Here is a 23,835-nt window from a genome sequence, read left to right as displayed (position 1 = left end):
CATCTAGCAAGAAATACCCTGGAGCCCGCGTAATTGCGGGCTTTTGGCTTTTTGGGTCTGGTAAATTCGGGTAGTGTTCTGCATCGCCAAGCACGGTGTTTATGTGGCATGGTACGGGGTACTGACTGCATCTAATTCCATGCTTTAAGCTCAATACCATGTCCTTTTCCTCAGTGATGGCATGGTATCGAGTTGGCTTAAAGGCCCGGTTTTACTGGGGGCCGACCCCATTTTTCCGCGCTTTTCAGAGCATGGTATTTTTTCATGGAAATAGTGGAAGCCATGCTCACCGATACCAAACTTCGAAATCTCAAGCCCCAGAACAAGCTCTACAAGGTGATTGACCGTGACGGCTTGTACGTGGCCGTCACCCCGGCCGGCTCAATCTCCTTTCGCTACAACTACTCTATCAACGGTCGGCAGGAGACCATCACCTTCGGTCGTTATGGCGGAGGGGGAATCACTCTGGCAGAGGCTCGCGAGCTGCTAGGGGAGGCGAAGAAGATGGTCGCCGCTGGGAAGTCTCCGGCAAAGGAGAAAGCGCGTGCGAAGGCGCGCACGAAGGGTGCCGAGACTTTTGACGCTTGGGCTGAAAAATGGCTGCGCGGTTACCAGATGGCGGACTCGACGCGAGACATGCGTCGATCAGTCTATGAGCGTGAGTTGAAGCCGAAGTTTGGCAATCAGAAGCTGGTCGAAATCACCCATGAGGATCTGCGAGCGCTGACGGATGCCATAGTGGAGCGGGGTGCCCCTGCAACCGCCGTCCATTCACGGGAGATCATGCTGCAAGTCTTCCGTTGGGCCATTGAGCGTGGTCAGAAGGTTGAAAACCCGGCAGATCTGGTACGGCCTGCCAGCATCGCGAAATTTGAGCCACGTGACCGTGCGTTGACGCCCGATGAAATCGCACTGATGTACCAGTACATGGACAGAATCGGTACCGCGACTTCGGTTCGTGCTGCGGCAAAGCTCCTTCTGCTGACGATGGTGCGCAAGAGCGAGCTGACCAACGCAACGTGGGGTGAGATCAATTTCAGCGAGGCGCTGTGGACGATCCCCAAAGAGCGGATGAAGCGACGTAACCCTCATTTGGTGTTTCTGTCCCAGCAGGCATTGGACTTCTTCATCGCGTTGAAAACCTTGGCAGGAGGTTCAGACTACGTTTTGCCGTCACGCTACGACTCTGATTTGCCGATGAGTGCCGCTACGATCAATCAGGTACTGACGCTCACCTATCGCCTTGCCCAAAAGGAAGGGGTGCCCCTAGGCAAGTTCGGTCCCCACGACCTGCGGCGCACGGCCAGCACGCTGTTGCATGAGGCGGGCTACAACTCCGACTGGATCGAAAAGTGCCTCGCACACGAGCAGAAAGGCGTGCGCGCCGTTTACAACAAGGCCGAGTACCGGGATCAGCGTCGTGCGATGTTGCAGGATTGGGCCGATATGATTGATGAATGGACGCTTAAGAAACTGCGAGAAACGAATAGGTAGTCTGCATGGTCATCTCTCATGCCAGCAAATCGCTTAGGGGGAAATTGCCCTGCGCTTAAGCAGCGGCTTTCATTGGTGCCGACTAGTTATTTGCGTTTGATATGACCAGTCACAGGTATGGCTGATGGGTGAAAGTAATAATTCACGGTTGACTGCTAACGACCAAAAGCAATTCGTCATCGTATGCAATGCCAAGTGTGTACTGCTTCAGCTGATACGAATCGGCGGGACGTGTCTCATGGCCGTAAAGTAAATACATCTGTCATAATGCGCAGGCCAAGAATGATCCCTTAGAACCCTTCTTAGGCTTCTGGTTTTATGTTTTTTCGTGCTAGGGAGTGGGGAGATTGAGAAAAGATAAAATAACCATTGAAGACATTGATGCCTTTGATGATTACAAAATGGAGTATGTTTGGGAGAGGACGAAGCTTGATATGGAGTCAATAGATGGATGGCTCTATTTGGGTGCTGACGCCAGCAACCCTAGTTTCGCAAAACTAGGTCTGACCATGGGGGATCTAATATCAAGATCCTACAGCTCAGGAAATCCGAATTATTATTTATTCTGTGCATTTAAATGCAGACACGACATATCGTTAAATGAGCTAAAAATCGTAGAGAATAATGTATTGAATCGCTTAGAGAATCTCTATAGATATAGCGATGGCAGTACCAAGAGAATGAGATTCTATGAGTCTAGAATCCTTTCTGAATGTTTTTGTGATGTAAACTTTATAGACTTCTTTCAAGATTTGCACTATGAGATCTATGAAAATTATAGAGGCTACTTCGTGATATCTGGCATGGATGATGGTTTTGGCGGGACTGATGGCGAATTCGTCGATTGTTTGTTTAGCCCTACGTTAAGTGATCCCCATTTCTATAGAAAAATGATTATTCAGTACTGATTGATATGTCAGTTGTCGACCTCTTTCATGTGGGTAGCGCGATAAATCCTTCGTTCGCTATGGTCCTTTAGTGGACGGGGGCTGACTGTATTTAGTCGGCCAATTGCTACCTTTTACATAGGTGGCAACGGCCGTTTCCAGTCTATCGCTACTGGAGAAGATAGTATGGACTGCCAGCTAGCGTCCTTACGGCTGCCTACGACCAGAGGGGATTATGGTCTCTTCTTTGTCGATCCGCATGTCTCGCGCTTGATTCAAGGCCCCAGGGAGTCTAGTCATTTGCCGTAATTACTTTCCCACAACGTATATTGGCATCCAATTTTTTGGGAAATTTTGGTCGTTCCAGGCTTTCGAAAATTTCTGCTGTCCCCAGAAATCTTCTGTTACATAAAATACAGCGTAGAAAACGCGATAGTCACTATCTCCGGTATAGCCTTTCACATCTGCCGCAATTTGTTCGATTGTAGATTTCAGTTTCTGTTCGTCAGCAGCGTATTTATATTCTACGGCCGCATATAGCTCGGGGATTAATATGTCTGGGTAATATTCTTTGGCTGTTTTTATAAAATTGCTCTTTGGGGATTTTGAGCTTGCAAAGACAACGTTTAGGGTTGACTTTACCGCTTTGTATACATCGACCTCTGATTTTGGTTCTAATTTGTTTTTTGAAATGATGACGGCTGTATTTTTAAGTATCGTTTCTAGGTATTGTAGGCCAGTTATTCTTTCATACTGATCTTCACTTGATTCTGTAAATTCAAAGGATGATAAGAATTTACTCGTTTTAGCTATGAATACACTGTATGGCTCACCCGAGCCATAATGATCTATCTCAAATTCATCTCGATGATTTAGACTTGACGGATTATTGCCAAATATTTGGAGGTATGTGTTTAGATAGTGATTTAGATTTTTATTGTCTAAGTAGCAGATGATGTTTAGGTAGATGCTCTCTAATGTTTCCTGAAAAGGTCTGACGAACTCGTCCTCTGCGTCAAGTAAATACTGCGGTGGATTATTTTGGTCTTTATTTGGCGTCCAATTGCTCCAGTCGATTTGATGGTATGCGACTCTTGCTTCAAGTTGTCTGGATTCAGACATTAATCTTTTTATGCGGTTTTCTAAGTATTCCAATGGGCGCTCCGTGATAGGTTGTGTATAACGCTGTGGGACATGTTTCAAGAATTTTACGACGCTCCGTGGAGCGCCCTTCAGGGCGGTACGGTCAACAATGCGTGCATTTTAAAAGGCGACCTTACGCTGTCGGAAGTCGAAAGCTATCAGGGATTGAGCGAAGTGCCTTGGAAACTGCTTGGCGCTCGATCTCTAGTCTGCGAGCAATTTCTGACTGATTGAAGCCGAATTTCTGCAACACGAGGATTTGCTTTCTCCGGTCTGTCAACTTCATGTCCACCATTAGTCGAGCGAGATTTCTTAGCTGAGCTTCGTCCGCTAGATGTAGTGTTTGGCTAAGCATGTACTGAAAGATATACGCGTCGATGAGCTCGTCACCTGACTTTGCCTTAGGTTCTGCTCGTATCGCGCATTGTCTGCTCAATCTGGCCAGCTCTAGGTCGAACTGCGCTACAGATCTCATTGCTTGCCTGTAAGCCGGATTCCAGCGTCCATCTGGTGTCTTTGGGCGGTGGGTGGTGCAGTACAGGTTGCTCAGGCGTAGGTGTTCATCAAGGTCACGCTTACCTTCACCTTCTGCGAACAATGCTAGCTCTGCTCGCGCGCCACAGAATCTACAAAACCCCTTTAAGCGTTGACCGTTCAAACCGTCCATATCCTTGGTATACGGCTGCTTGCGCTTACATGCCAACACCAGTTCTATCAACGTCTCAAGCGTCGCAATGAAGCAGCGATCATCCCCCGACTGCTTGTCGTGAGTCAGAACAAAAGCTCGTAGCAGCTGACGCTGTAGTCGGACCATAGCGGCAATGCCAACAAGCTGGATAATCGCGCTGAACGCTACATTCGTTCCTGCCCCGGGTATATGGCCCTGATAACGCGATGGAAGCGTTTCGGCATATGACGCCACGGCAGGGTCGATAAGCTCTTCGACCAGACGAACGATCGGATAGCGTTTAGATGCTGTGGAGTAGGGCTCCCAGCGATCAAGGAATCGGTGAAGGGCCTCTGCGACGGAGGCATCACACCCCTCCCAAGTAGCTATGGTCATTTGTTTTTTCATGTCAACCATTCTAGCCAATCATTCTGTCGAAGCAATAGGCACCTAAAGGCACGATCAGGCACACATTCGCTGTGACTGATAGGGCCTAGCTATGCATTCATCGAGCAAAAAACTAATCGACAAAAAGACACTCCTGGCGATGATCCCGCTGTGTGAGCGCACGATCTATAACTTTGAAATGAAGGGTAAATTTCCACGTCGAATTGCGGTGAGTAGCCGCAAGGTCGTATGGGATTTAGCCGAGGTAGAGGAGTGGATTGATACATGCAGGGAGTCCGGCCCCGCTCCTAGGCCAGGAATGGCAGTCTGAGCGGTGGGGCTCAGGCCTGAGACAAGGTCGACATCGCGTCCTTACTCAGAAACTGCAAACGACCTTGTAGAGCTGAAAAGCGCAAGTTTACAGCTTGCGCTTTTCAGCTCTGAGGACGAAGCGCAGATGTACCACGATAGGACGAGAGCCGGTTTTTTTTCGTTGCTCGTCGACTCCCAAGGTGAAAAGCGCCAGTCCTCTCATCGTTTGGCTGATATGCCAAAAGTGCTCAGTTTGTTGGACAAAAAACGTGACACGTGGATGTCCCAAGCAGAGTTCATCCGACCCAATCGGCGAGTCGTTAATCTTCTGCGGCTTGGCCTGCTGTTCGCCGACCTTGATACCTACCGCATCCCTGCACTGGCTGGCCGCGACCCTGAAAAATTGGCCGCCTCAGTGTTGTATTTTTGTGCCGAAGAAGGCGTGCCCGCGCCGTCCATGCTGATCTACAGCGGCCGGGGGATACAGGCCAAGTGGCTGCTAGAGGGCACGATTCCGCGCCAAGCCCTGCCCCGCTGGAACGCCTGCCAGCGGTATCTAGTGGATCGCCTCGCGCATATCGGGGCCGACCCGATGGCCAAGGATGCAAGCCGGGTATTGCGCACCGTTGAGACGGTCAACAGCAAGAGCGGCGAAGTCTGCCGCGTGGTGCATGTCACGAACGGCATTGATGGCCAGCCGATCCGGTACAACTTCGAGTACATGGCCGAGGCATTGCTACCCACTGCCCGGTGGACTATCGAGCAGCAGCGGCAGGGACAGGGCCAGCGGCGCGCCACGAAAAAGCCTTTCCTTTTGGTGCCCGGCGGCAAGGCCGACAATCTGCGCGGTTTCTCGGGCCGCCAACTCGCTTGGGATCGCCTCGAAGACCTGCGCAAGCTCGCCGAGCTGCGCGGCGGCGTCGTGGAAGGCCAACGGATGCAACACCTGTTCTGGCGGTTGAACTTCCTGTTGCTTTCCGGTGCAACCAACAGCAAGCAGATGTACCACGAAGCGGCCGCACTGGCCCGCGAGCTTGATCCGCAGTGGAATAGCCGCTCGAAAGAGCTTATGACCCTGTTCAGCAAGGCTAAAGCCTACGAGGCCGGGGAGAAAGTCAGCTTTGGCGGCAAGGACTACGCGCCGCTGTACACGCCGAAGAACGACACCCTTATCAACCTGTTCGGGATCACTGCCGACGAACAACACCAGCTCAAGACCATTGTCAGTCGGGTCGAGGCTGCAGAGCGGGATAGGAGGCGCCACGAGCTTCGTAGGCGAGCTGCCGGTTCAGTAGACCGACAAACCTACCTTGATACCGCTAAAGCCAAGCAAACACAGGCACAGGCTCTAAGGCGCGAGGGGTTGAGCGTACGGGCTATCGCTAAGCTAATGGGTGTATCAGTTATGGCAGTGTCCAGGTACATAAACACGTCGGAGATTCAGTGTACCAAGTCCGTCCGTATTACTAATGGCGAAGCCCCCGCGCTTTGACGGCGGCCCGTCCAGTCTGATGGTCCAAGTGTTCAAAGTCCGTGCGTATTACTAATGGCAGAGCTTTCCGCGCGTTGGATCAAGGCTGTCTGGGGTCGTCGTTGTGATGGAGTGCCAGTAGGGTGCTGGTCCGAAGTAATAAGGCGGCTCGGATTTTGAACTTAGGGGGAGATTACGGTTACGTGCGGGTGGTCTGAAAGGGTGAGCTGAGACAAGTCCGTACGTACTACTTGGATATGGTGGCCCCGGGAAACAAACCCCCGCACTCTGGCGGGGGATTGTAGGGTCAGCGGTTGACGGAGGAGTCGAGCCTTTGGGCTTCCTGCGCCGCTCGGATCGCCGTCAGAATTTGCTGGGCTTGAGCAGCATTGCTCTTGCTACCCAATAGAGGGAGGCGATTCAGATGTTGCACTCCAGAAAACATGTAAAAGGAAGCCGAAAGGGCCAGCGGGCTAACTTGAAGCTGCAACGCGGTGCATTGTCGATCCAGTCTATCGAGCAATGGCCCGTAGCCTTTGCTTCGCAGCCAACGGCCGAACGCCCACATGCCAATGGCTAAGGTGGAGGCGAGCACTACGAATCCAGCGAACATTAGAATGCTATTCATGATTATTTCTCCGGGTGGTCGTTGCTTGAGGTTATGCTCGAAACGACGAGGCGGCCGGAATTCGAGCTGGTGTTCGTATCTGGTCGAATGACGTTGGATTCCATGCCTGCGGTTTCCCCAGTTGGTTCTGCGGACGTGGGCGAACTGGAGTCAATGGGAGCTGGCTGTAGAAGATCAGCACCAAGCGACGCTGAGTGGGCATTCTCCATGCCTGGCACTGTCAGCGAGGCAATTACGCCAAGCGCTTTTGCACCACCATTGGCCGCTTGGGACAGTGCGCTGCCGGAACTAACAGCTCCCCCTTTCGATGTTGCTTTCTGATCATTGTCACCGCCGCTCTGTGCGGCCTTCCCGGCCTGCTTAGCGGTCTGCTGGACGATGTCGTTGGACGTAGCCGATGGGGTAGCTGCACCACCGCCGATCTTCGCACCTGCGGAGCTCGCCGCCTTGGCCGCTGCGCCGCCGCCAGTGCTAGACCCTACGCCGGGGGACGTAGCTCCACCTACTGGCGAGGCAGCACCAGCGGAGCTTGCACCGGTAAAACTGGAGTTGATCGCCCCTGCCAGACCGCCGCCGCTGATGCCTCCGGCACCCGCTGCACCGGCAGCAGCAGGTGCTGCCGCCCCGGCCGTGGCGATGGTTGCGATTGCCGCCGCTGCACCGGCAGCACCGGCGGCCGCCATACCACCGATGGCTGACCCGCCACCCATCGACGTGCCGCTAATCATGCCGCCGATCAGGTCGGGAATAGTCTTTGTCAGATAGCAGCACACCAAGGCCAGACCGACCATCGTCATCAACGACGCTTCGTCATTGGTGTAGGCGGCCAACCACTGCTTGGCCGACTGGACGATCAAGCCGACGATTAGCGTTAAGACGAACAGCTTGGCTCCTATTGCGACGGTGAAGCGCATTGGGGCGATCGCAAAATCACGCGTCCATTGTGAGCCGCCAAAGCCAAAGAACAGCACCGAAGCATTGATGATGACGTAAGACTCTACGAGCGTTACGAACATGAATGCAGCGATGAAGGCGAAACACGCCAATACAAGGATTGCGCATACTGCGATCAGAAGTCCTTTGGCCGGAGAAAACACTGATATGCCCTTTACCATAGTGCGGCCAAAATCCAGTGCAACCGCCAGCATATCGCCGGGTTCTAATGCACGCCCGAGGCCGCTCGCAGACGCAGCCGCATCGCGGAAACTATCGACAATGGCAGATGACCACTCCACCGAGTACCTCATAACAGCAAGGAAGAAGCCGACCACCAGGACGAAGCGCAGCAGCTCGCCGACAATCTCGCCGAAGTCGGCTTGTTTCATGATCAGAGGTATGAACGTCCAAATGAATTGAATGGAGGCCAGCAGCCAGAATAATCTGATCGCATAGTCATACAGCTTTCCTGACCACTGGTGCGACTGCTGCAAAACGAGGTCGAGTAGGCCCTGCACCGATGTGTCGGCATGGGAAAGGTCGGTCGCGGCCATAGCATCTCCGCTCACGAATGAACTCGCCAAGACGAGGAACAATAGTAGGCGAGTATCCATAGCTAGTACCCCTTAACGCCGCCGCGAGTATTCGGGCGTGCTTCAAACGAGGTATCAGCGTCACTCTGTCGCCGTTGGTGCTCAGTCACCGAGGTACATTCGCTGTTGCTTTGAACTGCCAAGGTGACCATAAAAGCGGTTAGTGCTGAGCCGGAGCAGATCAACGCGATAAGCCATTTTGAAATAGTCATTCTCAGTACCCCTTCACGCCACCACGTGTGTTTTCACGTGCTTCAAACTGCTGTTCCGTTGCCTCGCCCTCAGCCTTTCGATCAACCTGCTGAGCCATGTAGTTGCCCTGCATGTTGATTTGTGTGGCCATCAGATCGCGCAGCTTCTGCAACTGCTGGACATTTTGTGAGGCTATTTCGTTACCTGCCTGAATCGCCTGCATCCGGCCCACGGCTGACTGTGAACGTGAAACCATGCGCGCGAGCTGAGCGTCTTCAGACTCGAAAGCTCCTGTATTTAAATCCGCTGCTTTCATTGCCGTTTTCACGTTGTCACGACCCTGCACGGACCACTTTTCATAGCGATCACGGCTCGGAGCTTCTGCCGAGTTCGCAGCTTGATTCAGGTAAGACTCGAAGCCTGGGAAGGCCGTGTTGAATTTCGAATCCATGTCCTGGATTTGTCGCCCTAGGGCTTGCGAGCGGTTGTAGATGTTGGCCACATTTTTTAGATCGGCCGCGATGCTGCCAAACATCGAATTCGGCAAGCTCGTGCCTTGCGACACCATGTTTTGGTACTGCTGAATCTGCGTTTGCAGTTGCTCAGCGGTATTCAATGCCGTGTTGACCTGCTCGACGTACTCGAACATCTGCTGATAGAACGTCGAGCAGTTCGAGCAATAGATTGCGTAAGCAGGGGCAGGGGAGATGCATACCATCCCTACAAAAACGGCTCCGACAATCCTGGCGCTGTTGGCCATTTGGCGAATAAGTTTCCGGAGCGGATAAACGGTCGTTTTGTGCGAAGTATCTGCTGACAGCGTTCTGTCTTTGATGGGCTTTGAGATTATTTGACGCATATGTCGACCTCAATCAGTCACTATTATTCGTGCTTGATCGTGCCCCGATATGCCGGTCGCATCGATGGAATGATTGGCTATTTAGGTTGACATGCAAGATGTCGACGGGCGGCGAATGTCGATAAGGTTTCCCAGAAAACTCTCAAAGAACCGACGGAATGTGATTTTCAGTCAGTCGGCTTCGCATGCCGGTGGAGGGGCCAATCTTTGCGTCCTTAATGGCCGTATACAGCTTGAGAGAGGTGAAGTCGCTGAAACTCTCGGGCATCCACCAAAGTTAGATCAGGTCGTCACGATTGTTGCCGCTGCTAGGATCATGCCTGAACCCAGGTTGACGCTTTGACATGGTGCCTGGCTGTATTGTCGCGCCAGACTGCTTTTGTTCTACCAGTGGCGTCGTAGGAAGTAGTGTCTCGTCTGCAACGCTTGGTCGCTGATTTCCGCGCTTGGTCGGCGTGCGGATGTATTTTCCGACGTATCGGGCGAACTGGCTGTAGCTCAGACCAGTGTTATCTCCGCCGTGGTTCTCGTACACGACCGTCACCGGCCACCCGGCCTGGATCAGGCTACGGAAATCCTCAAGACGGGCTAAAAATGCTACTCGGCCTGCGCCTGTAGGCCCTTCTTTTGGTGTTTTTGTCATTGCAGACTCCGCCTAAAGCATGGTTGCGCAATTATGCGCATAAAATTGCACATCTGACATGCGTAATCTAGCGTAGACATGCGTAAGCATGCTTACAATCGTTCCTAATGAGCTGTTCGCATAGATACGCATATGTTTGCGTCTATCTGGACGGCAAGATGTGTGTTGTACGGGTACGGGCAAGCCCGAACCCATCCAACACCGCCCCTTATTCGCCTGCGGCTCAACGGCATCTTGCTCTGCGAGGCCCTAGCCGCTGCCGCGTCTAAGAGCTGAAAAGCAACAACAGGAGCACAAGCCATGACAGAGGGCACCAAAGGGAAGGCCCCACCTCGACGGCGTGGAAAGCCGATAGAGGTGTGGGTGACTGACGAGGAAAAGGCGGCCATCACCGAGCGCGCCGAAGAAGCGGGCATGTCCCGTTCGGGCTACCTGCGGGCACTCGGACTGAACACGCCCATACGGTCGGTCGTTGACCTGAAGGCGGTGGCTGATCTATGCAGAATTAACGGCGACTTGGGGCGGGTTGCCGGTTTGTTGAAGCTGTGGCTTGCGGAGAAAAACGGCCTGGGAGCCAGCTCCATCGAGGTTGAGCGGATGATGGTCGAGTTTCGTGAGTTGCAAGCAGGTATTCGGGGAAAAATGAGCGCTGTCGTTTTTGCTCGAAAGCGTTAGGGCTGACGCCTGGAATTCTTTGGATTGTGCAATCCAATTCAGTATTGTCAGTAGCTAGAGTTGTGCCTTGCCTGACCATCGACCATCGACCATCGACCAGGGACTTTTCTTGCCGCCCTAGAGAGCAGCTAAGATAGGGGGGCAGGGGCGAGCATCTGAAACACCTACTACAGAACTCCCCATGAAGCGCGACTCGCTTCACAACTATCGTTGAAATTCCAATCCCGCTCCCACGGAGGGCTCATGAGCGCATCGTCGATACCACTGGAAAGCGAGGTAGCGGCCTGGCTCGTACACCTGATCGAAAGCGAAGGTTTGCATGACGCTATCGCTGGAAAAGAGGCCTTGGTGTCAATAGCCGAAGGCGTGCGCCAGGCCCACTTCATTCCTTCATTTGGTATTGATTATAGATCCAGATTAGCCTCCGCAGAGGCAGCTGAGCATGTGCTCAATCAGCTTACATTGCTAGAAATCATCTCTGTCAATATGAGCATTTCTCTTACAACTGGAGAGGTGCTTCGCCCGGACATTCTTTGCTTCAACCCGGAGTCAAGAACGCTGGTTGTATTCGAGATTAAGAGAGCGGCAGAGACTGAGCGCCAGACAGTCACTGAGCTGGGAGGCTATGAGCAGGAGTTGAGAAACCTTCTGCCATTTGTAGGTGACTACGATATCTGTTTCGTGGTGGTAGCCACCGAGTGGTCGACCCTTTTGAACCACGCGGTGGGTGCATTGAATGCTTGGTCGGGTAAACGATGCCTCGCCCTCAAGCTGGCTCTCGATGTACCCGGCAAGGATTTAAGTCTGAGTTGCCACCTCCCGGAAGCTTGGCACCTAACCGGAAGCCTTGCGCTTGCTCCCGAAGCTTTGCAGACCATTAACCTGTATTTGACAGAAGACGACCCAGACATGGACGAAAACTGGCCGCCGAGGTCAGTCATTACCGCCATGGATGTGATAGCTCGCGCTGGTGATCGAGCTGGGTCTCACGGCTTCATGATGCTCTGGAAAGATGTCAACGGTATGGGGAGAGGTGTATGGGGCTTAACCCTTTGCGGCATTGATCCATACGCGATGTATGCATGGTGGAGAGACCATGGCCTTCCTCAGCGCGATTCCGACATCGCTCTCTTTTTCGATAAAAATCTAGACGATGTGCCCCGTCTAGTACCAGGCTCCGTTTTTGCACACGTCGATGAGGCAAAAGCTCTTCTTTGTGATCGCTACGATCTTGAGTTTGGCGATGCATTTAGCTGGGATATTCAAGTCAAGGCTCTCCGCATGCAAGCCCTGCCGAGACGATTCGAGTTTTGGGGCAGTCTCGGACAATACGCCCAGAAGTTTGTTTGCAATCCAAGCGTTCGCGACCGGTATATGCCATACATTGGGCACAATTATCTGGATTGGACAGATCCAGATGTAGCACTTCCGCTTATCCAAAACCTCGCGCAAGGCACTCCATTTTCAGGGGGACAGATACGTTGTAGCGACGCGTTCAAGACTGGTATCGCTATCGGAACCCTCATCCTCGCTCTAAGGAATGCAGCGGCCAGCGAAGCTGCGGCGTTGAAACTAGAGCCGTTCGTTTGCTGGTCTCAATACGAGGCGCTTCGCTACGCGATTGAAATGCAGCAGATCAGTATCGGAACTGATGATATTGAGGAGCCCATTCCTACCCTGACGAATAATCCCCTGCAAAGGCTACATTCTGCGGAAGCGATGAGGCTCTGGATTTTTTCCCACCTTCTAGGTGATGACCATCCTTTTCATCAGCATTGTTTTGAACTCGGGTGTAGCGGGCCATTTCTGTTTGGTGACTTGGCATTACGACTTGGCTATCAGCTTCCCCAAGAGCCCCGAGGGCACATGCTTGGTGAGCTGCGTGAAATCATGAAGCAAGCGATCCCGAAGGTTGCGGCCAGCGTGGGATACCAAGTCCGCAGTGAAGCGTACAAGGAGTTTGCAGACTATCTATCTCCCTATCTTGATATTGGATCTTGTCACGACAAAACGTCAGTGGTGAGCGCGGTCGATGCGATTCCCGATGATGAGCTGATCGCTGAGTTTCCCAAGCAGATTTTGAAAGGTATCGACAGCATTATCCCTGTGGTTTTTCACCAGTCAAAAGCGGTTCCAATCTCTGCAGTTGACTGGGATTGGCTCAAGGCAGGAATTCGATCTTTGTACGATGCCGGTAACTATCACGGCGCAGTCATCCGCCAACTGGATGGAACCATTGGGACTGGATGCGTCGACAGGGGCATGACTGGCTTGCTAGTCCCTATTTCAGACCCAAACGAGGAAGTGTACTTCTATGACAATCTCGCAGGGCACGCCATCATGGCGAAAATCACGTGGAAGAAGCTGATTGAAACGGTTACTTCCGATTAACTTGGGCTAACACGGCGGCCTGCCCATTCCAATAGATGACCAGCAGGAACAAGCCGAGAGTGGATATTTTTAGTGACTAAAATAAGTCTGTCTTCTTCTGTTCGTTCCTTTTGTTTGATGGGGTTTGTATGATTCGCAAGGCGTCGGAACTTCTTGAAGAATTCATTGCGGTCGAGAAAAGAAAACTCGATGGCTTTCATATGCCTCACATGCCGACTCTGGGCGCTGCGTATGAAGAAATCACGAAGCAAGGTATATATCAAGATTTTGCTATTCCCAGGCACTTAGATTTACATGTTGTTTCAGGTTTCATCTCGGTTGGAGGTGAGATGTTAGCTGAGCAAGTCGATTGTATGTTGGTGCATGGGGAGGGGGAAAGATATGGGCTTACTCAACAGCATAAATACGATATAAATAGTGTGCTTTGTATCTTTGAAGTCAAGAAGAACTTGCGGAAGGCTGATTACGTTGACGCTATGCAGCATTTGGCCAAAATCAGAAGAAAGTTTGCTGATAATTTCGAAGATCGATTGATTAACGAAGGGTACAGGCCAGATATCACCAATGCGCGGCGACGTTTCTCTCAGTTGACTGGCAAAGTGGGGCCTGAGGAATATCTCGATATCCATAAATTATCAAAAGCCGATGGGATATTGTTTTATGCGCTTGTTCAAGAGTCATTGTCGCCAATTTCGATCATTCATGGATACGAAGGGTATAACACCGAGAGCGGTCTTAGAGCTGCTTTTTTAGATATTCTGGAAGATGCTTGGAAAAGCGGAAGTGGCTGGGGGGTGCCAAGCATTCCTACACTTGTCACATCGAATAATTTTTGTCTCGTGAAAGGTGGTGGCAATCCTTTTCTAGTTATGCAAAATAAAAATGAGTGGGTGCCGGTGTTTTCTACCAGGCATAACTCGGCAAAATTGATCTTAGAGTTGATCTGGTCAAAAATTGGCGAGTACTTTAATGCCAGAATGCCTTGGGATGATGGCCTGCATATGGATAGTGTCCAACCTCTGTTAATTGCAGAGGCAAAGGAGGTTGGTGAGGCAGCAGGTTGGGCTTATAGAACAGTAGAGTTTAAGGAAAAACATATGGTGAGGGGCGATGATGATTTTTGGGCGCCTTCGAAGATAGATAAGCCTGAAATGTCTGCAATAAACATAATGGCGATGCAAGGAGGGTATCTTCCCTTGGATGACGGCATGAGTGAGTATCTGAGCCGAAATCATGGTGTGACCATTGAGCAATTGACTGAGGCTTTAGTGAATACTCGGCAGTTTATGCGAGATGATGGATACATCAGGCCAATACATCCAGAAACCTATGTAATCACAAATGACGATGAGACAGGGTTCGTTGCATCGGAGATGGAGCGTTTTGATTTGTGGTGCGCAGAGAACGAAATTGAGCCTCACTATATGTCAATTGTTTTAGTGGGCGAATAAGTAAGAGTCCGCTAGTGGTCGGTAAAATTCACACCTGCAATATCGGCCAGAGTCGGATGGTTTTGTAGTGGCCTGGGCCGGCTATTTTTGAGGCTTGATGGTATCTACGATCTAGAGGTGATTCATGAAAGACTGTACTCACGATGAGGCAATGGTAGAGCTTTTCCGGACCGACCCGTCGTATGCGGTTGAGCTGCTGGCCGAGGTTGTTCGTGATGGTAATGCGGATGAGTTGGCCATCCTAGAGCGCCAGCTATTGACAGCCTTTGCCACTAAGGAATCCAACCCAGCGTCTTGATGGTAGTGAACAAGGGCGCGGTTAGGCGTCCTTGTCTATATAGTTGTACATTTCTATTTTTGAGCGAATCACTCAGAGCGTGTTAGCTTCTGCCAAGCCCTGACAGATTCGTTCGAAGCCTCAATCAATATCAGTCGACGCTCAATGTAGTCCACGATAAGTCTTACTCCATCGATAGTCGGCGTTGAGGCCCAGAATAGCGCCTCATCTACTAATCGATGCCAGCCGTAAAATATGCTGAGGCCTATGCCTAAGCCGTTTGCCCATTCACGTAGTTCGTTACTTCTGAGTTCCCGTTGGTTAGACGAGGCGAGCACAAAACCTACCTCTCGCACTCCTTTTGAATGGCAGGCTCGACCAAAAATGAAAATATCAGATTCGCTCACTGGTTTATCCCGAACCTCAATGGATTTTTCCCAAGATCCATCTATGGCGCGAATTGCTACGTCTCCAGGGTAATGCCTGCTTGGGTCATTTATTTTGCCGCTTTCCACGCGGTCAGGGCCTGCGAATAAGTCAAAGATCCCAGCGGCTGCAGCCTGTGCACGCCTTCCCCCTTCGGAATTACTTGAAACCAAAGCATCAATTGCGGATGCCAAGCTAATTTGGTCAGCAATGATATCTGTTTGAGCGATATCATAAATGGTGTGATAGTTTTTTCTAACAACTATGAACGAGCGAAGTGCTTCTCTCGCTTCATTTGAGTTTGATTGCTGAAGTTCGGTGATGAGTTCTAGCATGTAATTGAATGCTGGTGCGGCGCGGGGGTGTATCGGGGTTCCATCATTCAGATACGACATTCTGAAATATGGCTGGTTGTTTAATGGCTCTCTTCCATTTACTCCAATATTTATGCCGAGTTCTGCGGAGAGAGGAACAAGCACGCTGTGACAAAGAGTCCTTGCTGAATACGAATTCTTATTGTCTGGGGAGTGTCTGGGCTTTATGAATCGCCCCTAGTTTCGTAGACACCTCCAAGCCTTAAAATGAGGCCCATTAGGAGGTGCCATGAGCAACCAGCGTTATCCCGAAGAATTCAAAATCCAGGCGGTCAAGCAAGTGACCGAAAAGCAGCTTCCTGTCTCGGAGGTGGCTGCACGATTGGGTGTGTCTGTGCACAGCCTCTATGCCTGGGTTAAGCGCTACACCAAGCCTCAGGAACAGCGCGTTGAGGAGGATGATCAGAGCGCTGAGGTTCGTCGTCTACGTGCCGAGCTGAAACGGGTGACGGAGGAGCGAGACATCTTAAAAAAGGCCGCCGCGTACTTTGCCAAGGAGTGCGGCTGAAGTACGCCTTTATTAAGCAGCAAGCGGGTCATTACGCGATTCGACGGCTTTGCCTGACGCTCAAGGTTCATCCCAGCGGCTACTACGCGTGGCTATCAGAACCAAAATCTGCGCGAGCCAAGGACGATCAGCGACTGCTTGGATTGATCAAACACTCCTGGCTGGAAAGCGGTGGCGTTTATGGCTATCGAAAGATCCATGATGACCTGCGAGAGGTTGGTGAGAGCTGTGGCCGTCACCGGGTGGCTAGGTTGATGCGCCTTGAAGGTTTACGTTCTCAGACTGGGTATCGACGGAGGCCTGGAAAATACGGCGGTAAGCCAGCCGTTGCCTCACCGAACTTACTGAAGCGCCAATTCGATGTCAGAGAACCCAACAAAGTTTGGGTCACAGACATTACCTACATCCGAACATATGAAGGCTGGCTGTATTTGGCCGTGGTGCTCGATCTGTTTTCACGCCAGATCATTGGTTGGTCAATGAAGTCGCAGATGACCAGCGACGTAGCCATTGATGCACTGCTGATGGCGGTTTGGAGACGTAAGCCGAAGCAAGAGGTGATGATCCACTCGGATCAAGGCAGTCAGTACAGCAGCTCAGACTGGCGAAGCTTCTTGAAAGCTAACAACCTGGTAGCCAGCATGAGTCGTCGAGGTAATTGCCACGACAACGCTGTGGCGGAGAGCTTTTTCCAGTTGCTGAAGCGGGAACGGATCAAGCGTAAAATCTACACTACACGCCAGGATGCTCGAGATGATGTGTTCGATTACATCGAGATGTTTTACAACCCAAAACGACGCCACAGTTTCAACAATCAGCTGTCACCGGTAGAGTTTGAAAAGCGTTACGCAGCGAGCCTTGAGAGTGTCTAGAAAGCCCGGGGCGATTCATTATGGCGAATAGGTCAACAGTGTCGGAGGATGCTTTAGCAAGAATAGACGTACCTAAAAAGGCTATGTGTGTTGCTGAACCACCAACTTCGCATAGGCGCGAAAGCTCCTCTATTTTAATCAGCCACCCGTTGTTACATGCATTGGGGCCTGTGGCCGATGAAGCTTCAGCTCTAAGTATTAGTTCCGCATTTGAGTTAGAAATTGCCATCTACGCTTTCCATTAGCTCCAAAAGGTCTCCTGGCTGACAGTGGAGAGCAACGCAGAGTCTCGCGATCGTACTGAGGCGAGTGTTGTAAGTAGGGCGCGCCGCCAAGGACTGCAGGGTTGAAACAGATAATCCCGACGCCTCAGCCAGTGTCTGGTACGTCATTCGGGTACCGGTACGCTGCCGATGAGCCTCCATGGCTTCGCGCAATCGTATGCGAAGCGTAAAAGTTGTATTGACAGTACAATTTTCTTGTGTCACAGTACGTTCTCAGTATGGCACCCGTGCCACTGCCTATTTTTTAAGGCCATAGCATCCCCTATGTTAAAAACTATTTCACTATTTTCGGGTATTGGTGGCCTCGATTTTGGCTTTGAAGCTGCGGGATTCGAGACGGCTGTGGCCCTTGAGTTAGACCGCACCTCCTGTCGCACCATGCGCCTCAATCGTGACTGGGCTGTCATAGAGGCGGACATCAATAACGTCTCGTCTCAGCAAATCCTAGAGGCAGGAAAGCTCGCAGTAGGTGAGGCTGACGTTCTCATCGGTGGGCCGCCCTGCCAACCGTTTTCCAAAGCTGGATACTGGTCAAAAGGAGATTCTCTCCGTTTGAATGATCCTCGCGCTGATACATTGACTGGGTATCTGCGTGTTCTCCGCGATACGCAGCCGCGAGCTTTCCTTCTCGAAAACGTAGGAGGACTTGCATATGCCGGTAAAGACGAAGGTCTACAATACATCCTTACCGGTATCGATCAAATCAACCGTGAGGTTGGAACTCGTTATCACGTAAGCTGGCGAGTAATCAATTGCGCAGAATATGGTGTGCCCCAGACACGCGAGCGTGTCTTTCTGGTCGGATCTAGGGAGGGCCGTGAATTCCGCTTCCCGGAAACAACCCACGCTAAGCCAGAAAATCTCAGCTCTGATCTATTTTCGTCTAAGGAGCCTTTCCGCACTGCTTGGGATGCGCTCGGCGATCTACCGGCACCCTCTACTGAAGAGCTTAAAACTCTTCGTCCCGGTGGCAAATGGGGCGAATTACTTCCGACCATACCTGAGGGCCAAAACTACCTCTGGCATACGGATAGGGGTGGAGGTCAGCCGCTGTTCGGATGGCGAACACGCTACTGGAGCTTCCTATTGAAGCTGTCAAAGAGGCTTCCTTCATGGACGGTGCAAGCTCAACCTGGCTCTGCAATCGGCCCCTTTCACTGGGACAGCAGACGTTTAAGTTTTGCAGAGCTTTGTCGCCTGCAAACGTTTCCTGATGACCTTCGAGTAGACTGCGGTCGTACGGAGATGCAGAGGATGCTGGGTAATGCTGTTCCTTCGCTGATCGCCGAAATTCTCGCGAGAGAGATCCGAGTTCAACTTTTGGATTCTGCCCTTGCGGGGCCTTTGACCCTTCTCCCGCCACGGAGAACCAGCGTTCCCAAGCCAGAGCCTGCCTGTCCGGTGCCTGAAAAATACCATTCGCTGTTAGGTGTACACCTAGCCCACCCCGGCACGGGGAAAGGAAATACTGCAAGGTTGCGTTCGTCTGTCCTGGCGTCGGACGCGTGATATTAATGTTAAATGGCTTTTTTCATGGTATTTCTTCTGTTAGAAGGTTGAATCCTCTGGTTTTATTGGGTTTTTGCCTTCTGTTAATAATAGAGTGGGAATGATTGGATGTCCGGCACCATCTAGCAAGAAATGCCCTGGAGCCCGCGTAATTGCGGGCTTTTGGCTTTTTGGGTGTGGCAACTTCTGGCAGCTTTGTGCATCCCGCTAGCAAGCGGAACCGGTGGTTTTCAGAGTGTGTTCCTATTGGATTGGCTGTTGTAAGCCGAAACTCAATGTCAGGCGCTCGATATAGTCCTCCAGGGTCCCTTTCAATCCGATGGCCTTGAGATCGATCTTTTCCAATGCCAAGAGCTCCAGAAACGCTCTCATGTCGGTCTGAATGCTTTTTGGTAGCGCGATAGGCTCATCTGTCAATTGACCGCTCAGATTCAGAACGTCATTTCGATGTTTCTTGATGTTCTTGCTGTCGACCTGCTCGCCTGCCTCCTTTCGTGCTGACAAATCGAGCCATGCCTGGGCCTTGAGCGGGATCAGCCGGTCGGCGCCGATGAAGGTCAGTACTTCATTGCTCTGCCGACCCTCAAGGACGAAGTGGTAGTAGGGGGTATTGAGCAAGATGGCGGACAGGCTTGATACCGATTCGTCTGTGGGAATAGGAGTCAGGGTTGCGTCCGCCGGGAACTCGATACCCTCGGGTGCGCGCGAGAACAATTCGATCTGGACGGGATAAGCCTCATCCTCAGGGTTCTGGAACCGGTAGAAAACAGGTCGCTGACCGTCAACCCCACCAACCTGCCGGATGGTGTAACGTCCGGCACGTATAAAGGCCCAGAACGCCCCAGCAAAATCGGCGTTGAGCGCTTCAATAACCAGCACGATGTCAAGATCTTTGGTCGCGCGGAACGATTGGCCCGCCTCATCCATTGTGAGCCAGGAGGCAACGCCGCCAATCAGCACATAGTGATCACGAAAATCGCTGAAGTGTTGCCCGAATACGTCTAGTCCTCTGATTTTAGCCAAGCCACTGCCTCCTTAAGTTCGTCTAAAGCCAACTGGACACGTTCGTCCGGGATGTTTTCCAAGCTCAGAAGCAATGACGCTTCATCGGCGATGTTTTTTCCTTCCTTCAGGCTTCGATAAGCCCATATTTCCACCCATGCCCGGGTCTCATCCACCGAGTCGGTGACCTTGAATGCCTGCTCCTCGACGAGGGTGTCGAACTGCTTTTTGGTCATTCCGAAAATCGGTTGGACGGGACCCGCCAGCATCGTGCATTTGGCCAGAGCGGTCTCGCCAGCAAGAAATACACCGTTGCCTGTATGAAGCACTCGGTCGATCGCAACCTTCCGTTTAACGGGAGAGCGCATAAAGCGGCGAACATTTTTGAAGACCTCGGCCGGAGGTGCACCGAACGAATAGCAGTTTTTGAATCCCTGACTTTGTGCAGGATGGACGATGCCAAGCTTCAGCATCTGATCGATCACTTTGGCAAGTGTGACGCGGCTGTATTTGAAACCGTTCATGATGCCGTTGGAGTTGAAGATCGTGTCGCTGTCCCATCCTTCATACAGGCGAGCCAAGACCATCGCTTGTGCTGCGGGAAGAAGAGTGGACACGTCTTTCTCGTTTCGGCGTGTCCGAACGCTCTCGCGCAGGTCCATCGCCAACTCTGGGACGAACATCTGATAGCCAGGCTGGATGAAGTTGATGTTGTTGGCGATCAGGCTACGCCGCTCCGGTACCGACAGTGACTGGCATACATACACAACCACCTTGTCCGTGGCTTTTTGTACCTGGGCGATGTGCTTCCCTAGCGTTACGGCACCCGGGTACTTATTTTCCACTGGAAGCAGTAGGAGCATCGGTAGCTTCTGTTTCGCTTTCGGCCCTACCATAAGGACCAGATAGACGAGCTTGTAGGCATCCTTGATGTGAAAGGGGATTTTCAGGCCGGAGGCTGCTTGAAGATGCGCCTCCAAGCCTACTGTGGATTCGAGATAACCCTTAATGTCATCCAGTAAAACCGGCATTTCGCGTCACCTTGTTAACCATTTATTTACACTGTAAACAGCAATGGTTAACAAGTCAAAAAAGCGGTTAACATCGTGATCGAGTTACCCATCCCGGCCAATTCGTGCCGGTTTTTTTCGTTCTGGGCCCGATTCTGATAGAAGGTTTGCCTTGCCGTCGTGGAGCGTATTTCACCGACCTTCAGGCGCATCTTTGATAGAGCTCGACTTCAAAACGCCTCAGCGGGAAGCCGGGAGGGCGGGCAACATCATATGAAAGACATATCGCAAGACGAAGTGGACTGGTCCCCCATGGCACGGCGTCCACGTTCGGCTGAGGTCACCGAATCGTCGCGATAGCGGCCCGCGGCCACGTTTGAGCTTCGCTCGGCCTTAGCGCCGCGCAATATCCGAAAAGTAGAACTTATCCAACGTATGCCGCGACTCGGTGTACTCGAACTGCCGCCCGTCCTGCAGAAACGTCTGGTTGCTTACCACGATCACATGGCTTTGCCCCTCGAGGTCGAGGTGTGCCTGGTCGTCTTTGCCGCGGGGCAGGGCTTCGATGGTGCGTTGGGCGTAGCTGATGTGCAGCTGCAACGTCTGTTCGATGAAGGCGTAGATCGACTGCTCGGCGATGGTGCGGTCCAGGCCGGGGATCAGGTCGGCGACGAAGTGGTTGATGTCGAGGATCACCCGTTTGCCGCCGATGCGCCGCACCCGTTTGATGCGGGTGATCAGGGTGCCGGGTTCGGCCTCGATATGCTGCAGCAGTGAGCCTTCCAGCGGGAACTGGGTGAATTCGACGACGTCGGTGTGGACGTCATCGCCCAGGTCGGCGTGGGTTTCGTGGAAGCTGACGATGCCGCCCAGTTGGAACTCGATGGGGTTGGGCGATAACACAAACGTGCCTTTGCCATGGATTTTCTGCGCAAACCCACGCTCCTGCAGCTGCTCGATGGCCCGCCGCACGGTGCCACGACTGGCCTGGTAGGCATCCATCAGTTCGGTTTCAGAGGGAAGACGGGTGCCGCGTTGCAGGCGTTCGGTGGTGATGTTGGCAAGCAGATCGGTATAGATCTGGTTGTATTTGCTCATGGGGATGGCTCTGTGCCGCGTTTGCGTTCAAGGCAGGAACCTTAGTGGCACGGCTGGGGTTTGTCCATTGGGCCCACGGAAATCTGTGGGCTGTGGCGGGGCCTGATCCAGAAAAAATAGACAATATGTAACTCGTACAGACGAGTTGTTGCTTTAACTCGTCTGTACGAGTACTTTTGCCTTCGGCGTGCTGCCAATGACTGCCCCCCAAATAAAAAAATTAAAGTGGAAACCAAGCATGAGCCACGACTATTCGAACATCGCCCGCGAAATTCTCGAGCACCTCGGGGGCCGCGACAATCTTGAGCAAGCCGCCCATTGCGTGACCCGCCTGCGCCTGGCGCTCAAGGACCCGAGCCTGGTCAACGGCAGCGCGTTGAACCAAGTCGACCTGGTCAAGGGCTCGTTCTTTACCGGTGGGCTGTTCCAGGTGGTGATCGGCCCCGGCGAAGTGGAAAAGGTCTACGCCGCCCTGCGCGAACAGACCGGCCTCGCCGCCGCCACCATCGCCGACGTCAAGAAGAAGGGCGCCGACAAGACCAACGCCATGCAGCGTCTGGTGCGGGTGTTCTCCGATGTGTTCATGCCGATCCTGCCCGCGTTGATCATCGCCGGCCTGTTGATGGGCGTGAACAACCTGATGGGCGCCAAGGGCATGTTCATCGAGGGCAAGACGCTGCTGGAGGCCTACCCGAACCTGGATGGCCTGTGGAGCCTGATCAACCTGATGGCCAACACCTCGTTCGTGTTCCTGCCGGCGCTGGTGGGCTGGTCGGCGGCCAAGCGTTTTGGCGGCAGTGAAATCCTCGGCATCGTGCTTGGCCTGATGCTGGTCCACCCGGACCTGCTCAACGCCTGGAACTACGGCAAGGCGGTGGCCGGCCTCGATGGCCAGAGCCTGCCGTACTTCGATATTTTCGGTTGGTTCAAGATCGAGAAAGTTGGTTACCAGGGGCAGATCCTGCCGATCCTGATGGCGGCGTATGTGATGAGTGTCATCGAGAAATGGCTGCGCGCGCGGGTGCCAAATGCCATCCAACTGTTGGTCGTGCCGATCACCACCATCGTCGTCACCGGCGTGCTCGCGCTGGCGATCATCGGCCCGGTGACCCGTCACCTCGGCATCCTGATCACCCAGGGCGTGGTCACCCTGTTTGACCTGGCGCCGATGCTCGGCGGGGCGATTTTCGGCCTGTTGTATGCGCCGCTGGTGATCACCGGCATGCACCACATGTTCCTGGCGGTGGACCTGCAACTGATCTCCACCCAGGGCGGCACGTTTATCTGGCCGATGATCGTCATGTCCAACCTGGCCCAGGGCAGCGCCGCGCTGGCGGTGTTCTACATGGCGCGCAATGCGCGGGACAAAAGCATGGCCTCGACTTCCGCTGTCTCCGCGTATTTCGGTATCACTGAACCGGCGATGTTCGGCGTGAACCTGCGCTTCAAGTTCCCGTTTTATGCCGCGCTGCTGGGCTCGGCACTGGGCAGCATTTTCCTGTCGCTGAACAAGGTGCAGGCCTCGGCCATCGGGGTCGGCGGCTTGCCCGGGTTTATCTCGATCGTGCCGCATGCCATCCCGATGTTTGTGATCGGGATGGTCATCGCGATGGTCGTGCCGTTTGTTCTGACCTGTGCATTGAGCATGAAGATCGTGCGGCCTGGGTATCGCGTTGCCTGAATTACCGCGTTCGCGAGCAAGCCCGCCCCGCAGTTGAATGCGTTCCCCCTGTGGGAGGGGGCTTG

The 23,835-nt window shown here is 52.7% G+C and carries 22 protein-coding genes; 11 read left to right on the top strand and 11 right to left on the bottom strand.

What is annotated here, in order from left to right; translation table 11 throughout:
• The first annotated feature begins 282 nt into the window (after positions 1-282).
• Positions 283-1,494, top strand: a complete 1,212-nt coding sequence (locus tag JN756_RS26415; RefSeq protein ID WP_201022328.1) for a tyrosine-type recombinase/integrase — start codon at positions 283-285, stop codon at positions 1,492-1,494.
• Positions 1,495-1,841: 347 nt separating this feature from the next.
• On the top strand, positions 1,842-2,402 hold the full coding sequence (locus tag JN756_RS26410) for a hypothetical protein (protein WP_201021505.1): 561 nt from the start codon (positions 1,842-1,844) through the stop codon (positions 2,400-2,402).
• 288 nt (positions 2,403-2,690) lie between these two features.
• On the opposite strand, the gene JN756_RS26405 is transcribed toward JN756_RS26410, so the two are convergent.
• Together JN756_RS26405 and JN756_RS26400 are read right to left on the bottom strand one after the other, a co-directional pair.
• A complete protein-coding gene (locus JN756_RS26405) occupies positions 2,691-3,536 on the bottom strand; it encodes a PD-(D/E)XK nuclease domain-containing protein (RefSeq protein ID WP_201021504.1) in 846 nt (281 codons plus the stop codon).
• A 121-nt stretch (positions 3,537-3,657) separates the two neighbouring features.
• Complete coding sequence (locus tag JN756_RS26400; RefSeq protein ID WP_236255061.1) at positions 3,658-4,599, bottom strand: LuxR family transcriptional regulator; 942 nt, start codon at positions 4,597-4,599, stop codon at positions 3,658-3,660.
• A 91-nt stretch (positions 4,600-4,690) separates the two neighbouring features.
• On the opposite strand from JN756_RS26400, the gene JN756_RS26395 reads away from it, so the two are divergent.
• A complete protein-coding gene (locus tag JN756_RS26395) occupies positions 4,691-4,909 on the top strand; it encodes a helix-turn-helix transcriptional regulator (RefSeq protein ID WP_082367901.1) in 219 nt (72 codons plus the stop codon).
• Positions 4,910-5,071: 162 nt separating this feature from the next.
• Positions 5,072-6,382 (top strand): replication protein, encoded by a 1,311-nt coding sequence (locus JN756_RS26390; protein ID WP_250690862.1) that lies wholly within the window; start codon positions 5,072-5,074, stop codon positions 6,380-6,382.
• A gap of 286 nt (positions 6,383-6,668) precedes the next feature.
• Here the strand turns inward: JN756_RS26390 and JN756_RS26385 are convergent, their stop codons facing one another.
• The 4 genes from JN756_RS26385 to JN756_RS26370 all read right to left on the bottom strand — a co-directional run bounded on the left by JN756_RS26385 (position 6,669) and on the right by JN756_RS26370 (position 10,212).
• On the bottom strand, positions 6,669-6,989 hold the full coding sequence (locus JN756_RS26385) for a hypothetical protein (protein ID WP_201021502.1): 321 nt from the start codon (positions 6,987-6,989) through the stop codon (positions 6,669-6,671).
• A gap of 2 nt (positions 6,990-6,991) precedes the next feature.
• A complete protein-coding gene (gene trbL / locus JN756_RS26380) occupies positions 6,992-8,539 on the bottom strand; it encodes a P-type conjugative transfer protein TrbL (protein WP_201021501.1) in 1,548 nt (515 codons plus the stop codon).
• 193 nt (positions 8,540-8,732) lie between these two features.
• Positions 8,733-9,470 carry a P-type conjugative transfer protein TrbJ gene (gene trbJ / locus JN756_RS26375; protein WP_201022326.1) on the bottom strand — a complete coding sequence of 246 codons (738 nt, stop codon included), beginning with the start codon at positions 9,468-9,470 and terminating at the stop codon, positions 8,733-8,735.
• Between the two features lie 376 nt (positions 9,471-9,846).
• Positions 9,847-10,212, bottom strand: coding sequence for a hypothetical protein (locus JN756_RS26370; protein ID WP_201021500.1), 366 nt, complete (start codon positions 10,210-10,212; stop codon positions 9,847-9,849).
• A gap of 300 nt (positions 10,213-10,512) precedes the next feature.
• On the opposite strand from JN756_RS26370, the gene JN756_RS26365 reads away from it, so the two are divergent.
• The 4 genes from JN756_RS26365 (at position 10,513) to JN756_RS26350 (ending at position 15,027) form a co-directional block, all read left to right on the top strand.
• Positions 10,513-10,887: a plasmid mobilization protein gene (locus JN756_RS26365; RefSeq protein ID WP_201021499.1), complete on the top strand. Its 375-nt coding sequence runs from the start codon at positions 10,513-10,515 to the stop codon at positions 10,885-10,887.
• A gap of 243 nt (positions 10,888-11,130) precedes the next feature.
• The gene (locus tag JN756_RS26360) at positions 11,131-13,278 is read left to right on the top strand and encodes a hypothetical protein (RefSeq protein ID WP_201021498.1); all 2,148 of its coding nucleotides are present in this window, start codon (positions 11,131-11,133) and stop codon (positions 13,276-13,278) included.
• Between the two features lie 128 nt (positions 13,279-13,406).
• Complete coding sequence (locus JN756_RS26355) at positions 13,407-14,729, top strand: DUF6602 domain-containing protein (RefSeq protein ID WP_201021497.1); 1,323 nt, start codon at positions 13,407-13,409, stop codon at positions 14,727-14,729.
• Between the two features lie 124 nt (positions 14,730-14,853).
• Positions 14,854-15,027, top strand: a complete 174-nt coding sequence (locus tag JN756_RS26350; RefSeq protein WP_201021496.1) for a hypothetical protein — start codon at positions 14,854-14,856, stop codon at positions 15,025-15,027.
• A 68-nt stretch (positions 15,028-15,095) separates the two neighbouring features.
• Here the strand turns inward: JN756_RS26350 and JN756_RS26345 are convergent, their stop codons facing one another.
• Positions 15,096-15,974 carry a restriction endonuclease, SacI family gene (locus tag JN756_RS26345; protein WP_268933229.1) on the bottom strand — a complete coding sequence of 293 codons (879 nt, stop codon included), beginning with the start codon at positions 15,972-15,974 and terminating at the stop codon, positions 15,096-15,098.
• 61 nt (positions 15,975-16,035) lie between these two features.
• On the opposite strand from JN756_RS26345, the gene JN756_RS26340 reads away from it, so the two are divergent.
• Positions 16,036-17,186, top strand: a protein-coding gene (locus tag JN756_RS26340; protein WP_104502081.1) for an IS3 family transposase whose coding sequence is annotated in 2 segments (ribosomal slippage) — positions 16,036-16,270 and positions 16,270-17,186 — 1,152 coding nt in all. Because the reading frame shifts where the segments join, the coding sequence is not laid out codon by codon here.
• A gap of 215 nt (positions 17,187-17,401) precedes the next feature.
• Here JN756_RS26340 and JN756_RS32250 read toward each other — a convergent pair.
• Positions 17,402-17,578: a helix-turn-helix domain-containing protein gene (locus JN756_RS32250; RefSeq protein ID WP_350339033.1), complete on the bottom strand. Its 177-nt coding sequence runs from the start codon at positions 17,576-17,578 to the stop codon at positions 17,402-17,404.
• Between the two features lie 156 nt (positions 17,579-17,734).
• Here JN756_RS32250 and JN756_RS26335 point away from each other — a divergent pair, with 156 nt between their 5' ends.
• Positions 17,735-18,979 (top strand): DNA cytosine methyltransferase, encoded by a 1,245-nt coding sequence (locus JN756_RS26335; protein WP_201021492.1) that lies wholly within the window; start codon positions 17,735-17,737, stop codon positions 18,977-18,979.
• A 243-nt stretch (positions 18,980-19,222) separates the two neighbouring features.
• Here the strand turns inward: JN756_RS26335 and JN756_RS26330 are convergent, their stop codons facing one another.
• From JN756_RS26330 to treR, 3 genes are all read right to left on the bottom strand, one after another.
• Complete coding sequence (locus JN756_RS26330; protein ID WP_201021491.1) at positions 19,223-20,002, bottom strand: hypothetical protein; 780 nt, start codon at positions 20,000-20,002, stop codon at positions 19,223-19,225.
• Positions 19,981-21,012, bottom strand: a complete 1,032-nt coding sequence (locus tag JN756_RS26325; RefSeq protein WP_201021490.1) for a hypothetical protein — start codon at positions 21,010-21,012, stop codon at positions 19,981-19,983. The genes JN756_RS26330 and JN756_RS26325 overlap by 22 nt, the downstream gene beginning before the upstream one ends.
• 372 nt (positions 21,013-21,384) lie before the next feature.
• Positions 21,385-22,089: a trehalose operon repressor gene (gene treR, locus JN756_RS26320; protein WP_017846160.1), complete on the bottom strand. Its 705-nt coding sequence runs from the start codon at positions 22,087-22,089 to the stop codon at positions 21,385-21,387.
• Between the two features lie 238 nt (positions 22,090-22,327).
• On the opposite strand from treR, the gene treP reads away from it, so the two are divergent.
• Positions 22,328-23,770, top strand: coding sequence for a PTS system trehalose-specific EIIBC component (gene treP / locus JN756_RS26315; protein ID WP_017846159.1), 1,443 nt, complete (start codon positions 22,328-22,330; stop codon positions 23,768-23,770).
• Positions 23,771-23,835: the final 65 nt, after the last annotated feature.

It is taken from the genome of Pseudomonas sp. Y39-6, assembly GCF_023651955.1.
Classification (GTDB): Bacteria; Pseudomonadota; Gammaproteobacteria; order Pseudomonadales; family Pseudomonadaceae; genus Aquipseudomonas; species Aquipseudomonas veronii.
Note: the sequence above shows the minus strand (reverse complement) of the source record. Positions and strands in the feature narration are given on the sequence as shown.

Coding starts and splice junctions, on each gene's coding strand:
- JN756_RS26415 (WP_201022328.1), top strand. CDS start 283: ATGCTCACCGATACCAAACTTCGAAATCTCAAGCCCCAGAACAAGCTC.
- JN756_RS26400 (WP_236255061.1), bottom strand. CDS start 4,599: ATGAAAAAACAAATGACCATAGCTACTTGGGAGGGGTGTGATGCCTCC.
- JN756_RS26395 (WP_082367901.1), top strand. CDS start 4,691: ATGCATTCATCGAGCAAAAAACTAATCGACAAAAAGACACTCCTGGCG.
- JN756_RS26385 (WP_201021502.1), bottom strand. CDS start 6,989: ATGAATAGCATTCTAATGTTCGCTGGATTCGTAGTGCTCGCCTCCACC.
- trbL (WP_201021501.1), bottom strand. CDS start 8,539: ATGGATACTCGCCTACTATTGTTCCTCGTCTTGGCGAGTTCATTCGTG.
- trbJ (WP_201022326.1), bottom strand. CDS start 9,470: ATGGCCAACAGCGCCAGGATTGTCGGAGCCGTTTTTGTAGGGATGGTA.
- JN756_RS26370 (WP_201021500.1), bottom strand. CDS start 10,212: ATGACAAAAACACCAAAAGAAGGGCCTACAGGCGCAGGCCGAGTAGCA.
- JN756_RS26365 (WP_201021499.1), top strand. CDS start 10,513: ATGACAGAGGGCACCAAAGGGAAGGCCCCACCTCGACGGCGTGGAAAG.
- JN756_RS26360 (WP_201021498.1), top strand. CDS start 11,131: ATGAGCGCATCGTCGATACCACTGGAAAGCGAGGTAGCGGCCTGGCTC.
- JN756_RS26355 (WP_201021497.1), top strand. CDS start 13,407: ATGATTCGCAAGGCGTCGGAACTTCTTGAAGAATTCATTGCGGTCGAG.
- JN756_RS26350 (WP_201021496.1), top strand. CDS start 14,854: ATGAAAGACTGTACTCACGATGAGGCAATGGTAGAGCTTTTCCGGACC.
- JN756_RS32250 (WP_350339033.1), bottom strand. CDS start 17,578: ATGACGTACCAGACACTGGCTGAGGCGTCGGGATTATCTGTTTCAACC.
- JN756_RS26335 (WP_201021492.1), top strand. CDS start 17,735: ATGTTAAAAACTATTTCACTATTTTCGGGTATTGGTGGCCTCGATTTT.
- JN756_RS26325 (WP_201021490.1), bottom strand. CDS start 21,012: ATGCCGGTTTTACTGGATGACATTAAGGGTTATCTCGAATCCACAGTA.
- treR (WP_017846160.1), bottom strand. CDS start 22,089: ATGAGCAAATACAACCAGATCTATACCGATCTGCTTGCCAACATCACC.
- treP (WP_017846159.1), top strand. CDS start 22,328: ATGAGCCACGACTATTCGAACATCGCCCGCGAAATTCTCGAGCACCTC.